The organism is Thermogladius calderae 1633 (genome assembly GCF_000264495.1).
Lineage (GTDB): Archaea > Thermoproteota > Thermoprotei_A > Sulfolobales > Desulfurococcaceae > Thermogladius > Thermogladius calderae.
The window spans coordinates 572,194-586,082 of sequence record NC_017954.1 but is presented as its reverse complement, the minus strand read 5'-3'; the positions used below and the strand labels follow the sequence as shown (position 1 = coordinate 586,082).

Annotated in this window: 12 protein-coding genes and 1 tRNA gene; 8 read left to right on the top strand and 5 right to left on the bottom strand. The window is 57.4% G+C overall.

Annotation, left to right across the window (positions count from 1 at the left end):
* Window positions 1-64 precede the first annotated feature (64 nt).
* Window positions 65-997, top strand: a complete 933-nt coding sequence (locus TCELL_RS03380; protein WP_014737316.1) for an SPL family radical SAM protein — start codon at window positions 65-67, stop codon at window positions 995-997.
* The gene (locus tag TCELL_RS03375) at window positions 984-1,520 is read left to right on the top strand and encodes a ZPR1 zinc finger domain-containing protein (protein ID WP_014737315.1); all 537 of its coding nucleotides are present in this window, start codon (window positions 984-986) and stop codon (window positions 1,518-1,520) included. The genes TCELL_RS03380 and TCELL_RS03375 overlap by 14 nt, the downstream gene beginning before the upstream one ends.
* Before the next feature lie 17 nt (window positions 1,521-1,537).
* Here the strand turns inward: TCELL_RS03375 and ade are convergent, their stop codons facing one another.
* Window positions 1,538-3,376, bottom strand: coding sequence for an adenine deaminase (gene ade / locus TCELL_RS03370; RefSeq protein ID WP_238529046.1), 1,839 nt, complete (start codon window positions 3,374-3,376; stop codon window positions 1,538-1,540).
* Window positions 3,377-3,422: 46 nt separating this feature from the next.
* Between ade and TCELL_RS03365 the strand changes: the two genes are divergently transcribed.
* Both TCELL_RS03365 and TCELL_RS07565 read left to right on the top strand, forming a co-directional pair.
* The gene (locus TCELL_RS03365) at window positions 3,423-4,823 is read left to right on the top strand and encodes an amidohydrolase family protein (RefSeq protein WP_048163027.1); all 1,401 of its coding nucleotides are present in this window, start codon (window positions 3,423-3,425) and stop codon (window positions 4,821-4,823) included.
* Between the two features lie 269 nt (window positions 4,824-5,092).
* A complete protein-coding gene (locus tag TCELL_RS07565) occupies window positions 5,093-5,260 on the top strand; it encodes a hypothetical protein (RefSeq protein ID WP_014737312.1) in 168 nt (55 codons plus the stop codon).
* 60 nt (window positions 5,261-5,320) lie between these two features.
* On the opposite strand, the gene TCELL_RS03355 is transcribed toward TCELL_RS07565, so the two are convergent.
* Window positions 5,321-6,652 carry an aminotransferase class V-fold PLP-dependent enzyme gene (locus TCELL_RS03355; protein WP_014737311.1) on the bottom strand — a complete coding sequence of 444 codons (1,332 nt, stop codon included), beginning with the start codon at window positions 6,650-6,652 and terminating at the stop codon, window positions 5,321-5,323.
* A 70-nt stretch (window positions 6,653-6,722) separates the two neighbouring features.
* On the opposite strand from TCELL_RS03355, the gene TCELL_RS03350 reads away from it, so the two are divergent.
* On the top strand, window positions 6,723-7,733 hold the full coding sequence (locus TCELL_RS03350) for a glycosyltransferase (RefSeq protein ID WP_238529051.1): 1,011 nt from the start codon (window positions 6,723-6,725) through the stop codon (window positions 7,731-7,733).
* On the opposite strand, the gene TCELL_RS03345 is transcribed toward TCELL_RS03350, so the two are convergent.
* Both TCELL_RS03345 and TCELL_RS03340 read right to left on the bottom strand, forming a co-directional pair.
* Complete coding sequence (locus TCELL_RS03345; RefSeq protein ID WP_014737309.1) at window positions 7,705-9,006, bottom strand: asparagine synthetase A; 1,302 nt, start codon at window positions 9,004-9,006, stop codon at window positions 7,705-7,707. The genes TCELL_RS03350 and TCELL_RS03345 overlap by 29 nt on opposite strands.
* Window positions 9,007-9,048: 42 nt before the next feature.
* Window positions 9,049-9,837 (bottom strand): HD domain-containing protein, encoded by a 789-nt coding sequence (locus TCELL_RS03340; protein ID WP_014737308.1) that lies wholly within the window; start codon window positions 9,835-9,837, stop codon window positions 9,049-9,051.
* 64 nt (window positions 9,838-9,901) lie between these two features.
* On the opposite strand from TCELL_RS03340, the gene TCELL_RS03335 reads away from it, so the two are divergent.
* The 3 genes from TCELL_RS03335 to TCELL_RS03325 all read left to right on the top strand — a co-directional run bounded on the left by TCELL_RS03335 (window position 9,902) and on the right by TCELL_RS03325 (window position 12,407).
* Complete coding sequence (locus TCELL_RS03335; RefSeq protein ID WP_014737307.1) at window positions 9,902-10,612, top strand: PA14 domain-containing protein; 711 nt, start codon at window positions 9,902-9,904, stop codon at window positions 10,610-10,612.
* 194 nt (window positions 10,613-10,806) lie between these two features.
* Window positions 10,807-10,881, top strand: a tRNA-Arg gene (locus tag TCELL_RS03330).
* A gap of 473 nt (window positions 10,882-11,354) precedes the next feature.
* Window positions 11,355-12,407 (top strand): hypothetical protein, encoded by a 1,053-nt coding sequence (locus TCELL_RS03325; protein WP_162097828.1) that lies wholly within the window; start codon window positions 11,355-11,357, stop codon window positions 12,405-12,407.
* A 544-nt stretch (window positions 12,408-12,951) separates the two neighbouring features.
* Here the strand turns inward: TCELL_RS03325 and TCELL_RS03320 are convergent.
* Window positions 12,952-13,668: an HhH-GPD family protein gene (locus TCELL_RS03320; protein ID WP_014737305.1), complete on the bottom strand. Its 717-nt coding sequence runs from the start codon at window positions 13,666-13,668 to the stop codon at window positions 12,952-12,954.
* Window positions 13,669-13,889: the final 221 nt, after the last annotated feature.

Below are 13,889 nucleotides of genomic sequence, written 5' to 3'. Positions count from 1 at the left end.
CACGGTTGATGATTGTGAGAGAGATGCGGTCGAGCGGGGCACACCCCCTTACAGGGGGTCAGAATTGGATATAGGTAAATCAGCACCTTACGGTGACACCAGGAAGCTGAGTGTACTGAGGCCGTTTGACCCCTGGAAGTCCCCTCTGTGTACGTGCCCGTTGAAGTACAGCCTACACCCCTACACGGGGTGCAGCCACTTTTGTCTCTACTGCTACGCGTCCTCCTACATCGGGAGGAGGCCCAGCACTCCAAAGAGGGGTTTCCTCGAGAGGCTTAGAAAGGACTTGAATTACGTGAACCCCAGGCTGGTAATCGAGCTCAGCAGTAGTAGCGACCCGTACCCCCCTCTCGAGGAGTGGCTGAGGTTGACGAGGAGGACACTACAGGTCTTGTCAGAGAGGAAGTTAAAGGTGCTCATCACTACGAAGGGAGACATCGTAGTGAGGGACATCGACATCCTAAGGGAGACGCCTAGCGCGGTAATGATAACCATAACTACCATAGACAACTCGCTAGCGTCTAAGCTAGAGCCCGGCGCTCCCAGCCCATCGAGGAGGTTGAGAGCCGTCGAGAAGCTGAGTGAGGCGGGCATACCTGTCGGAGTCAGGATCGACCCTATACTCCCCGGTCTCAACGACGACCCGGCCTCGATCAAGGAGCTGGTCGATGCCGTGGCCAACGCCGGCGCTAAACACGTGGTTACGTCGACCTACAAGCTCAAACCAGACAGCTACAGGAGGATCGTAGAGGCCTTTCCAGAGCTAGAGAAGCTGTACAAGAGGCTCTACTTCGAAGAGGGAGAGCTGATACAAGGCTACAGGTACCTCGGCAAACCCCTCAGAGCAAGGATGCTCGCCCCTGTCATAGAGTTCTCTGTGGCGAGGGGCCTGACAGCGGCCGTCTGCAGAGAGGGGCTGGGGGTAGGCTTTTTAAGGGCCCCTAGCTGTGATGGATCCCATCTCGTAGCGTCCAGGGTCCCCTATGAACGAGGTTGAGCAGCAACCGAGGCCTCTCAAGGTCCTCGAGTACAAGGCGCGCTGCCCGCTCTGCGGAAAGGAGGGTGTCGTAGAGGAGTTCTTATACAAGATACCCTTCTTCGGCGAAGTGCTGTTGTCGACCTTTAAATGCCCCCACTGCGGGTACAAGCACAGCGATGTAATGAGCCTCGAGGAGAGCGAGCCTGTTCAAATCTTGTACAGGGTAGAGAAGCCTGGTGACGAGCGGGCTCTTTTCATCAAGTCCTCTGCGGCGACGATCAAGATCCCCGAGGTCGACATCGAGGTCTCACCGGGTCTCTTCTCCCAAGGCGAGATAACAACGGTTGAAGGGGTCATCATGAGGGTAATAGACGTGCTGAAATACGCGTGCGAGAACTCGTCTCCCGCGTGTTCCTCGAAGATCGAATACCTTGAAGGAGTTCTTAGAGGCCTCAAGCCGGTCACGATAGTAGTGTCAGACCCGACAGGTGTCTCAAGGATCTTAAGCGAGAAGGCGATAGTGAAAAAGCTGAGTGAGTGAGGGGTTTGCGAGCTAGTCTATTCGAGGAAAAGGGGTACGAGCTTAGCGTTCATGACGTCAACAAGTCCTTTGTCTGTTATCCTCAGCTCTGGGATGACCGGTAGCGCGACCAGTGCTAGCGTCATGAAGAAGCTCTCGAACTCTACATCGAGCTTCTCCCTGAGCCTATTCACGAAGTTCTTGTACTCGGAGTACACCTCCTCGGGCTCTTTCACGCTCATCAAGCCCGCTAACCTCAACTCGACGAGCCCGAGTACCTCCCCCTCGTGGACCGCTACTATTCCACCCTGTATCTCCGCCAGCTTCCTGACTGCCAGGCTCATGTCGACAGGGTCCCGCCCGGCAACGATGACGTTGTGTGTGTCGTGAGCTATGGTCTGGGCCAAGCCGCCGATCCTGACGCCTAGACCCTTTATAATGCCCCTCCCTATACTCCCGCTACCCTTATGTCTCTCGATCACGCTCACGTACAGCTCGTCTTCACCCAGCACCGGCCTGTGGTCGACCACCTCAACGTCCTCCCTTACCCACTTCGTCAATGCCGAGCCGGGCTTGACCTCTATGACGTTGGCTTTTACAGTGCCCTTAGAAGCGCTAGCCCGCGGAACCAAGTCCTCGGGGGACGGGAGCCGCTTTAAGTTCACCGTCTTCAGCGCGTAGTCGGGGTAAACAGGCTTCACGAACTCCTTCTTCAACTCCCCCTTGTAGTAGATGACCTCGCCGTTCGCGATGACGGTCTCTGGGGCGACGTACTCCAGCCTGCTGAAAGTGAATATGTCTGCCAGCCTTGCGGGGGCCACGACGCCTATGTGCTCCTGTAAGTGTAGCCTGGTGGCGGGTCTCAAGGTCGCGTACTTGATCGCCTTCACCGGGTCCATCCCGTTCTCGATCGCCTCGTTCACGATTCTGTCCATGTGGCCCTTCTCGAATAGGTCCACCACGTTCAAGTCGTCGCTTGTAAAAGAGCAGACCTCGCAGTCCACCTTGGAGAGGCTCTGTAGTAGGGGCTCTAGGTCCCTCCAGGCGCTGCCCTGCCTTATGAACACGTGCATACCCCTCCTAGCCTTCTCCAGGGCCTCCAGACCCTCCGTGGACTCGTGGTCGCTGAAAATCCCCGCCGATATGTACGCGTTCAGCATGTCCTCGGGTAGTAGCGGGGCGTGGCCGTTAACCACTAGCCCCTTCTCGTAGGCCACTTTGACCTTCTCTAGAACCTCCTCGGAGGAGTTCACGACGCTCACGAAGTCCATTACCTCGCCCAGCCCCACCACGTTCTCGAGGTCCGCGAGCTTCTCTACGTCGCGTGCCGTGATCACGTGGGCCGTGGTCTCCAGGCCCATACTGGGCGAGGTGGCTGGTACGCAACTGGGTATGTCTATGAGGATCTTGAGGGGGAGCTTCAGAGAGGCCTCCGCAAATATCCTTACGCCTTCAACCCCTAGAACGTTGCCTATCTCGTGAGGGTCGGCTACCACCGTCGTTGTCCCGTGCCTTAGAGCTACCTTGGAGAAGCCGTAGGGGTCGAGGAGGCTGGACTCGATGTGTATATGGGGGTCGATGAACCCCGGTGCCACGTATCCACCTCTACCGTCGATCACCAGCGTGTCAGGCCCGATGTACCTGCTAACGCCGTTGGAGTTCACTATGCCAGCGATCCTCCTCCCCTTCACCAGCACCGCCCTGTTCTCGAGTATCTCGCCAGTAGTCACGCTCACGACGTTCGCGTTCACGACGACGATGTCGGCGGGGAGGAGGCCCCTCGCAGTCTTTATAAGGTCGGCTCTCTCGGATGTGTCGTACTTGAATAAGCTCCTCATGAGTACTCCTCGTGGGGTTTTACTAATTTCTCTCAACATCACCTTATTAATTTTCACGGCAGATATGCTAGTGAAGGTGGAGGCTGTGGCGGACATATACGTAAGGGGCGGATGGATCATAACGATGGACCCGCAGAGGAGGGTGATCAAGGACGGCGCCGTAGCGGTGGAAGGGGGCGTAATAACCGCAGTAGGGAAGAGAGACAACCTGGACCCGCAGTACAAGTCCTACAGCGACGTGGTGATCGACGCGCGAGACGGCGTGGTGATACCGGGCCTCGTCAACACGCACGTCCACCTCGCCCAGGGGCTCTTGAAGGCTTGCGCCGACTACAAGAGGCTCATCCCCTGGCTCAAGGACAGGGTGTGGCCGCTGCAGGGCAACTACAAGCCGGAGGAGGCGCTGGTCTCGGCGAAGCTGGTTGTCGCCGAAATGCTGAAGTCGGGCGTTACGACGTTCCTCGAGACGGGCCTAGTGGGTAGGTACGGCGTAGACGCCATAATCGAGTTCCTACACGACAGCGGTATTAGGGCAGCTGTCGCTAGGCATGTAATGGACTTGAAAGGGTACGCGTTAGAGGAAAACATCTTACACGAGGGTCTCGTGGAGCCGGGTGATACCAGCTTCAACGACACCATTAGGCTCTACCACAAGTACCACGGCTGGGACTCGAGGATATGGATCTGGTTCGGTCCGAGAACCCCCGGCGCTGTGTCCGTGGAGCTGTACAAGAAGATGTCCGAGAAGGCCAGGGAGCTGAAGACAGGGATCACGATGCACCTAGCCGAGGTCAGGGAGGACGTGGACTACACCGTCGAGGTTTTCGGTAAAAAGCCTGTCGAGTTTGCTCACTGGGTCGGCCTAACCGGGCCTAACGTAGTCCTAGTCCACGTGGTCTGGGTGACAGACGACGAGATCGACCTGCTGGCTAAGACCAAGACTAGCGTGAGCCACAACCCCTCGTCCAACCTGAAGCTCGCCAGCGGGGGCGCCAGGGTCTCGGAGATGTTGAGGAGAGGAGTCAACGTGACTTTAGGCACCGACGGCGGGCCGAGCAACAACGACTACGACCTTATCAGGGAGATGAAGGTGGCCGCGCTGCTCCAGCCCCTCCTGACCGGGGACCCCGAAGCAATAAGAGCGGAGCAAGTACTCGAGATGGCGACGATAAACGGTGCGAGGGCCCTGATGATCGACCACTTAGTCGGTAGTATAGAGGTAGGCAAGAGAGCCGACCTCGTGGTGGTCGACTTTCACAAACCACACCTAAAGCCGCTAAACAACCCGGTGTCCCACCTCGTCTACTCGGCTATGGGTAGCGACGTCAAGCACGTCATAGTAGACGGCAGGCTCGTGGTCTTCGACAGGCAGATACTGACTTTCGACGAAGAGGAAGTCCTTAGGAAAGCAGACGAGGCAGCGTTCAACCTCTATCAGAGAGCAGGGGTCTGCAGGGAACCAGACCTCAAATGGTCCATCTTTTAACCAGTTTTTCCTTCCTTTATATTTTAACACTCTACTTTTTTATGAACACTTTACTGCGTTGCGTGATACTGTTTAAATGCTTAAAGTATTCCGTGATTTCAATTTAAACTCGATCCCTACAAAGAATGATTCTGATTAATGATTTAATATTTAATATTATTGGTGTTACTTTATGTGTCTCAAATACTGATTAATTTCCAGGCAATAAATTTATATATCCCCTCATTCTACAATTAAAAGTGAAAATAAAAGTGTAAGAGGGTCGGATCATGCCTGAGAAGCTAAAGTTCTTCGACCTGAAGGCGAAGAAGTACTACGAAACCGACCAGTACGAGGTCGTCGTCAGGGAGACCAAGAGGGGCAAGATCAAGATAGCGTTCGCTGTAAGCCCCTACACCGGCAAGAAGTTCGCTAGGATACTGGGCCCGGCTAAGTAAGCTTGTTAAACCCTCAACTTAAAAAAACTCTTTTTTACACCCCGCATCGTTCTCCTATGCTCATCCTCCAGTACAGACGGCCTCTACAGGCTTTGACTTCAGTGCTTCTTTCAACTCTATGACTCTCCTCAGGACGTCTATGAAGTAGTCTATCTCCTCGTGCGTGTTGTAAATGTAGAAGCTAGCCCTCACGGAGCCGAAGTTCCTTAATCTCTCGTCGGCGCTGTCGGGAATCTTGTCTGGGGGAGGGTCTAGGTAGGTCATCTTGAGCCTGTAGTGCAATGGGTGTGCGCAGTGTAGGCCTGTCCTCACGGCAATCCCGAAGAAGTCGAGCGCCATGCCCACGGTGTGGTGGTGCAGCCCCTTTACGTTGAACGCTACGACACCCGTCTTGTCGCCTGGTCTCCGCGGCCCGTAGACTACGACCTCGTCGGGGAACTCCTCCTCCAGCCTCTTCAGCAGGTACTCGACAAGCCTCTTCTCGTGCTCTCTCACGTTCTCCATACCGAGCCTAAGCAGGTACTCCGCCGCAGCCGCGAGGCCTATATTGGCCTCTATGTTCGGGGTACCGGCCTCGAACCTCCACGGAATGTCTAGCCACACGATGTCGTCTAGCGTTACGTCCTTGATCGTGTCGCCGCCGACCTTGAACGTACCCAGTTTCTCGAGGAGGTCTCTCCTACCCCACAGGACGCCGCTCCCCGTCGGCCCCAGCATCTTGTGACCGCTGAAGGCCATGAAGTCTAGACCCAGCTCCCTCACGTTGGTGGGTACGTGGGGGACGTACTGGGCGCCGTCGCCTATCACGATCGCGCCCACCTCTCTAGCCCTCTTTACGATCTCCTTGACGTTGTTGATAGTCCCGAGGACGTTACTGGCCATCGTGAATACCACTACTTTTGTTCTCCTCGTGATCGCCTCGTCGAGAGACCCGTAGTCCAAATACCCCTCGGGCGTCACATCTATGTACTTGACCCTGGCCCCTCTCATAGCGGCTATCTTCCTCCAAGGCAACATAGTGCTGTGGTGGTCCATCACGGTAGTCACCACCTCGTCGCCCTCTCTCAGGTTCTCGAGGCCCCACGAGTAGGCCAGTAGGTTCATGGCATCGGTTGTGTTGTTGACAAAGACCACCTCTTCCCAGGAGTACGCGTTGATGAACTTCGCGAGTGTCCCGTGAGCCTTCTCGTACATCTCGCTAGCCTCCTGGCTTAGTGTGTGGAGCCCCCTGTGGACGTTGGCGTAGTGTTTGCTGTAAAACTCGACTATTCTGTTGATCACCTGGACGGGCTTCTGCGTCGAGGCAGCGTTGTCAAAGTACACGAGCTTCCTGCCCTTAACGACTCGCTCGAGGATGGGAAAGTCCTTCCTGACCTCGAGTGGGTCAAACATCTATAGTCCCAGAATTTCATATCCTAGGATGATAATTATACTTTTATCGGTACTAGGTGGTCAGTTGAGGGTGGCCATTGTAGCGAGCGGCGGCGGACACACGAGCTTCGCCGTGGCTCTCGTGGAACGCCTCCTAGACCTCGAGCCGGGACTCAAGGTCGAGGTCGTCGCGCCTACGAACGACACCTACACTCTAAGGCGCTTGGCCTCGAGGCTACGCGGTAGCGGTATTGGAGTCTCGACCTTGCCCAAGCCGCTGTACCCCCAGGAGAGGTTGTACAGGGTCTTAGCGAGAGCCCCACGCGCGCTTGTGAAAGCGTCGGCTCTCGCGAGGGATATAGACGCCCTCATCTGTACTGGCTCCAACCACAGCGTGCCTCCCTCGCTCGTGGCTCTTGCCAGGTGGGTGCCGGTCTTCTGCGTCGAGGACCCATACAGGGTGTTCGAGAAGAGCAGGTCGGCGAGACTGCTCCACATGCTAGGAGCCTACGCACTCCTGCAGTGGGAGGAGCAGTTGAGACTCTACAGGAGTAGGAGTTTCTACGTTGGTCTAATCTACGAGAAGCCTGTATACACGCCAGAGAGGGGGGGTTACGTCCTCGTCACCACGGGGACTATGGGTCACCGCCTACTCTTTAGAACGATCGCGAGAGGGGGGCTGAAGGGCTACAGGCTGGTCATCCAGGCAGGCAAGTACTGGGCGGGGTACCTCAAGAGGAGACTACCGGGTAGCGTAGTGTTCGACTACGACCCCGACATAGACAAGTGGATCGCGGGGGCCGACCTCGTCATCACACACCAGGGGGTAGCGGCCATACAGGCCAGCCAGGCCTACGGTAAACCGGTTGTGATCGCCTACAACCCCGACATACCGCTGGCAGGGGGGAGGGAGGGCGCGGAGTTCGTGGCGCGGAAGCTTAACCTGGGCTACCTAACACCAGACCCGGACGACCCATCTCAGCTGGACAGGGTCGTGGAGGAGACTCTCTCAAAAAGGCCGGCTACCTTCGGTGACGGGGCTGCTAAGGCGTCAAAGGTGATCCTCGACTTCATCAAGGGGGTAGGACGCCGGGCAGCCTAGGGTGTAGTGTGGCGTAGGCTACGTGCTTCAGCCCTAGCATGAACCTGACAAGCCTCTCAACCCCCAACCCCCAACCACAGGACGGCGCGATACCGCCGTTTAACGCTAGCTCTAGGAACCACCCGTACTTCCCGACGTCCTCGTTCAAGCTCTTTATCCTCTCCAACAGCCTGTTGTACCTGTACTCCCTACAGCCGCCGTCTAAGACCTCGCCGAAACCCCAGGGGAGTATTAGGTTGAAGTCCATGTTGAGAGCTTCGTTGTCCTCCAGAGGGTAGTAGTAGAAGCCCCTACTCTGCTTTGGGAAGAACATGAGCCAGAAAGGCTTGTTGATCGTGCTGGAGATTGCTGTCTCCGCTTGGAAGCTCAGCTCACGCCCCCACTCCTCTTTGAAACCGAGTTCGTCGGCCTTCTTAAGGGCCTCCTCGTACGTTATGACCGGGAACGGAGGGTTGAAGAGGCTCCTGTCAAGCAACCTCTCGTGGAGTACGTCGGGTGCCTCCTCCAACACCCTCTTGTGGACGTAGTGTAGGAGCCGCTCTGCCAGCCCCTTGACGTCCTCGAGGCTCGACAACCCCCACTCGACGTCCAACTGAGTGAACTCGAACAGGTGTCTTCCACTGGACTGGTTCTCGGGGGGCTCCTCTCTCACGTTCCTAGCGACGTAGTAGATCTTCTCGAACACGCTGGCCATCAACTGCTTGTACATTATCAAGCTGCTCATCAGCTCCAGCCTGAAGCCGTAGGCCTCTGTGACCAGCTTCCTAGCGCCCCTAAGACCAGGGTCGCTCACCACACCCACGACGGGGGGCTCCAGCTCGATGAACCCGTTGGCGTCCAGGAACTCCCTCGAGTACTTCAGTACCAGGCTCCTGGTTAGCGCGACCCGTCTGAAGCCGTCGCCCCTGACGTACCAGTAGTAGAGCTCGGCGTACCTCCTCGGGTCCGGCGGCGAGGTAAGGTAGTCGACCGTCCTCTCGACCAGCGGCCTGTTAACGACCGCAAGGTCCTCGACTACTATGTTCTCGCCTTCCACCCTGCCCCTGACCCAGACGAGGGTCTCGAGCGGTAGCGCGAGCAGCTGTTCTCCCATGGGCCCCGAAGGCCTCAGCTCTCGCGCCCCCGAGGGGTCTCGGAGAACGAGAGTGCGCCCCTTTTTCCCGGCGATCCAGGCGAGGAATTCTCCCGGCCCCTGCTGGTTCAGGAGCCTGGTCCTCTTGAACTTAGACCAGGACGGGTTAGGTAGCCTTGTTAAATGACATTCCTCGGCCACCAGTCCTACTATGATAGGACTTAAGCTTATAAACCTATATTCTCAAGATGGCGAGTATGTCTTGAGGACCCTGTCTCCGGAGATCGCGTACACCTCTACGTACTTTCTCAGCGGCGTCGTCTTCAGCTTCGGCATGAGCACCTCGTCTACCTGGAAGACGCCCGCTGTCTCGTCCATGTAGACGAGTATCTTGACTGGGCTGCTCTCCCCCTCCAGGACCTCGACGCTCTTGATGCTCAGGGCAGACAAGCTGTGGATGTTGATGTTCCCTAGAGAGTACGGGACTCTAGCCCTCCCCTCTGCCATGTCCAGCCCGTCTCCGACCTTTACGCACCCGGCCTCCACCGTGAGGCAGTCCACGTCGTAGGCGGTGCAGTATATGCTGTGGAGTATCTCCTGCCTCAGCCTGACCCTCTTACGCGGGTCGTCGATCAAAGAGCCCAGGAGCCTCGAGACTATCGGCTCGGAGAGCAGGGCCCCGACCCTCTCGTGGTTGTCTCTGTGGACGGAGTTCCCCACGTCGTGTAGCAGTGCGCCGACCAGCGGGACCAGGGCTGCCTCCTCCTCTGTGTCGACTATCCCGTCCTTGATTAGTGAGGACTCGACACCTTTCTTCCTGAGGAGCTGGTAGAGGTACAGGGCCGCGCCCGCTGCTATCTGCGCGTGTACGGGGCCGTGGTCGTTGTACCTCAGCCTCTTGACGGCCATGACGTTGGCCATCTCCCACAGGGCCTGCACCTCCACGTCGTTCAGCAGGGTGTAGTAGGCCTCCTCCAGTAGCCTGCTGCCGGCCACAAGCGTCTTCACCAGCTGGGGGCTGACCACTACCACGCTCTACCACCTAACGCTTATTACTTTACTTGCCCTAGTTAATTACGTAGAGCGCGTTTTAAACGTGGGTCTGGAAGGGTTGATCAAGGTCAAGAAGAGAGGCCTCATACCGGGGCTCAAGGCCTTCTTCTACACCTGGAGCGGCGAGTCCCCTCCCCAGGACACCTCCGGCCTGACGCCGGTCGCGGCGGCTGTCCACGGCAGGGTGGACTTTACCTGGTGGGACTCGCCCATGAGGGGTGTACCGCCCGAGTTCTTCATGGTCGAGTGGAGGGGCTTCCTCAGGGTGGACGAGCCCGGCTCCTACAGGTTCTACGTGGTGACGGACGACGGGAGCAGGCTCTACCTGGACGGGAAGCTAGTGATAGACGCCTGGAGAGACCAGCCGCCGACGCTCTACATGAGCGAGGAGGTCTACTTGAGGAGGGGCTTCTACAAGCTGAGGCTCTTGTTCTACTGCAGGTACAGGTTCTCGCAGATACGCCTTGGCTGGATAGCAGGCGGGAGGAGCGAGGTGCTTTCCAGCGACCGGCTCTACCACGCGATATCAGACAAGGCCTTCATAGAGTCCGGGGCTCCTGGCCTGGCGGTCGAGGCCGTGTCCCTAGACGGGGAGAGGACCGTGTGCGAGGTCCTGCCGTGCGCCCTAAAGCTCCCGAGCGCCGACGACTACGTACACGTCAAGATCAGGGTCTTTAAAGAAGGGCACCTAGTGTACGACACGGGGGAGTACCTCACCCTCTTCGGCGGAGACAGAGTCGAGGTCGAAGCGTAGCGTCCCTGGCCGACGCGCGAGCCCGGCACCGCGCCCCCACCCCGTTTGAGACGAGCACCTCTATTCTAAAACACGCCGCGCCGTAGCCGTTTGTCCGCCCAGGTAGCGCAGGAGGGCACCGCGGGACGCACGCCGCACCCGCGGAAGCACGCGGTGTTCAGTAATAAAACCTCGCCAGCCCAATACAATACAGGGGGCCCGTCGCCTAGCCAGGATAGGGCGCCGGCCTCCGGAGCCGGAGGTCCCGGGTTCAAGTCCCGGCGGGCCCGCTAAATCCTCCACGGCCGCTGACCCTCTTTTATAGTATCTTAAGACCCGATCCGGATACGTGGGGTCTAGACGGCTCAAGACGCTTATCTGTGCACTATAAGGCACTATAAGAAATCTAAGGCCTTTATTATCGCCTCATCATAAGATTAAGTAGTTCCACGCCCCCCAGCATCGAATTCTCCCTAGCACGCCCAGCGCTATTACCTCGAACATGTTCTCGCAGTGCTCAAATCAATGATCAACGTTTTATGTAGAGGCGTTCTCGAGGAATAAGAGCCCCCTTTCCACGATTTCCTTCAGATCGCTTAACTTCCTTTCATTAAACCTCAACGACGTCTAGGTATCATATCGCTACCTCCCAGTCGGATAGCCCTCATCTCAGGGACTCTCAGATTTAATCCCAATAGTGCTTCTCGGCGGTCTAGCAAATTTTATTTCCTTTAGGGCTGGAATACTTTTCGGGGGCCGCGGGATGTCGGGTAGGTGCCGTGCTTGGTGTGAGGTTGAGGGGCCTGGAGAGGGGCCTCCGCTACCTGAGGGCATGGATTTCTCGGATTTGGAAGGCCTCTGCTACGAGATTGAAGGCGTCCCAGGCTCCGTGGGCGAGGAGGAGCGCCGCCCGCTGGATGAAGGAGAACTCGGCTCTGTAGGCGAGGACATATATCGCTCGCTGGAGAGACTGCGGGAGGTCAGGGTTGTCGAAGGTAGCTGTGACGTCCTTAGGTGGGGTAGTATAGCTTGCACGGAGACTCTAGCCGTCTGCTCGCAAACCCCGTGCTCTGAAGGGTCCTCAGCACGCGCGGACGCGCCTGCTGTCTACTACAATATCGACAGGATAAGGAGCTGGGTGAGGAAACACGCCCTCAACAACCTGGCATTCATTTTCAAGCAGTGCCTGAAAATAGATAAATCACGCGATCGTGAGGAGTGGCTGAGGGAACCCCTTCTCAGAGACCTAGTTAAGAATGTTTACCAAGCGACAGAGGAGACGGCGCTGGCCTACCTCCAGGTACACGAAAGAGCGCACTGTGTAGGGGGTATAATGGACGAGGGGGAGGCGACAGCCCTGGGGCTATACGAGGCGTTCAAGAGGTACATATTTGACAAAGAACAGATGCGGCGAGGGCACGCCTACAAACCCGCAACGATAGAGTCCTTCCTCGCCAGCTACCTCACGATACTCAGAATCGCCTACCACCACTACCAGATGCCGGGATATAGGGACTTCGTCAAATACGTCAGGCTACCGCTGGTAAAGCCCAGATGCCACGGCCTAGACTTAGTATTAATCGAATACTACAAGAGTTGGAAACTACGTTACCACATAATTGTTCGTCCCGACAGACTTTTCATTGAGTGGTCCGGCGTTCGAATTAGAATCGTTGAAATATCGGAAGAGCCGCCACTCGACTACAGGGGTAGAAGGCCCTCACACAGTCTCAGCCCTAGTGACTGCGGCCTGTACGAGGTCTGGGCTCCCTGCGACGGCACTACATGGGTGAGGCCGCAGTACCCAACACCGTAGAACCTCAAATACATCGAGTGACCCTCCCGCAGAATAAAGCCATGTCCGTGTGAGTAGCTGGATTTGGCGCCCAAATAGTTTTATGACGATCCCCTTCTCCCACCCTTTTCCTCTGCTGGGTTGCCGTAGAGAAGTCCTGCAATATCGACGAGCCATGGTGTACTTGCGGCTCGATAAACCCGCTACTGATGTTTGCCATGAAGTACCCGCCAGCAGGCTACGCGCCGAGGTTCGTGTCTGGGGCTGGCATTAGGGGTCGTGGAGAGGCTTAAGCCGGGTTATGATGGGTCGAGTGGGCGATCCCAGGGAGCCTCAAACAGTCGGCAAGCCGCCTAGTATAACTGCCTGCTTCGTTCAAGTTGATCTATGGGAGATTTTTAGTGAACGGGAAGTGGGCCTTCTTGGGTGGGCCCTGCGAGTACATTTGTGGGCGCGTGGCTGCCCCGCGGTTCGTGGAGGTTGGGGAACGGGCGTCTACTGGCTATGCTCGTGAGGGGGCTTCGTGAAGAGCAACGGGTCGGCGTTCTGGGGGCTTCCCGAGGCCCTACGGCCCGCTGGGCCGCGGGGCTTGATGTGACCCCTCGAGCCTCGAGTAGTAGTCGCATACGTGTGTGAGGGGGCACCCTGCGCACTTGGGGCTTCGGGCTCTGCAGTACTTTCTCGCTATGTCGAAAACCCCGTAGTTGAACTCCCTGGCCAGCTGCGGGTCGCTGGGCACTAGGGCTCTGGCGAACTCCCAGAGCCGGGGGTCCCTGTGCGGCCTCCTCCTGGTCGACCTGACGCCGAACACCCTCTCGATAACCCTTATCATGTTCGTGTCAAAGAGGGGCTCCGGCCTGCCGCAGGCCGCTAGCAGGACCTCCGACGCGGCGTAGTCCCCCACGCCTTTGAGCTCCTTGAGCTCATCCCTGCTACAGGGGACACTACCCCCGAACCTCCTCTCGATTTGCTCGGCCAGCTCCTTGAGTTGCCTGGCCCTCGCGTGCTCCAAGCCCAGGGGCCGTATGAGCTCCCTCACCTCGTCCTCGCCAGCGGACAAGAGGGCCCCCGGGCTGGGGTACCGTCTCAGGAACTCCTCGTAGACCTTAACGACCTTGCTCTTGGACGTCCTCCTCAGGAGGAAGACCGCTACGAGCACGTGCCACGGGTCCCTCGCGGCTCTCCAAGGCAGGCTCTTATCCCCGTGGCTCCTGTACCACTCGACAACAGCCTCCCGGAACGCCCGAACCCTATCGCTGAACCCCGGGTCGAAGAACCGCACTCTCCAAACCCTTCGAGCCCACGGGTCATCTTTAAACTCGGAGCATTCGGAGCATAAGGATAAATACCCAACCCCTGGCGGCGGGCCGGCATTCAGCTCTTGCCTTGAGGGGCTGAGGGAAGACCCGCAGACATCGATACATCGGTTATACCCAGAGCTTTGAATGTCTAGGGTTGTAGCCACCAGTAGAGAGCGCAACAGGGTAATCAGGGAATACTGGC

What these genes read in the sequence shown, in the direction of transcription:
- TCELL_RS03375 (WP_014737315.1), top strand. Translation starts at nt 984, where the DNA reads ATGAACGAGGTTGAGCAGCAACCGAGGCCTCTCAAGGTCCTCGAGTAC.
- ade (WP_238529046.1), bottom strand. Translation starts at nt 3,376, where the DNA reads ATGTTGAGAGAAATTAGTAAAACCCCACGAGGAGTACTCATGAGGAGC.
- TCELL_RS07565 (WP_014737312.1), top strand. Translation starts at nt 5,093, where the DNA reads ATGCCTGAGAAGCTAAAGTTCTTCGACCTGAAGGCGAAGAAGTACTAC.
- TCELL_RS03355 (WP_014737311.1), bottom strand. Translation starts at nt 6,652, where the DNA reads ATGTTTGACCCACTCGAGGTCAGGAAGGACTTTCCCATCCTCGAGCGA.
- TCELL_RS03325 (WP_162097828.1), top strand. Translation starts at nt 11,355, where the DNA reads ATGTCGGGTAGGTGCCGTGCTTGGTGTGAGGTTGAGGGGCCTGGAGAG.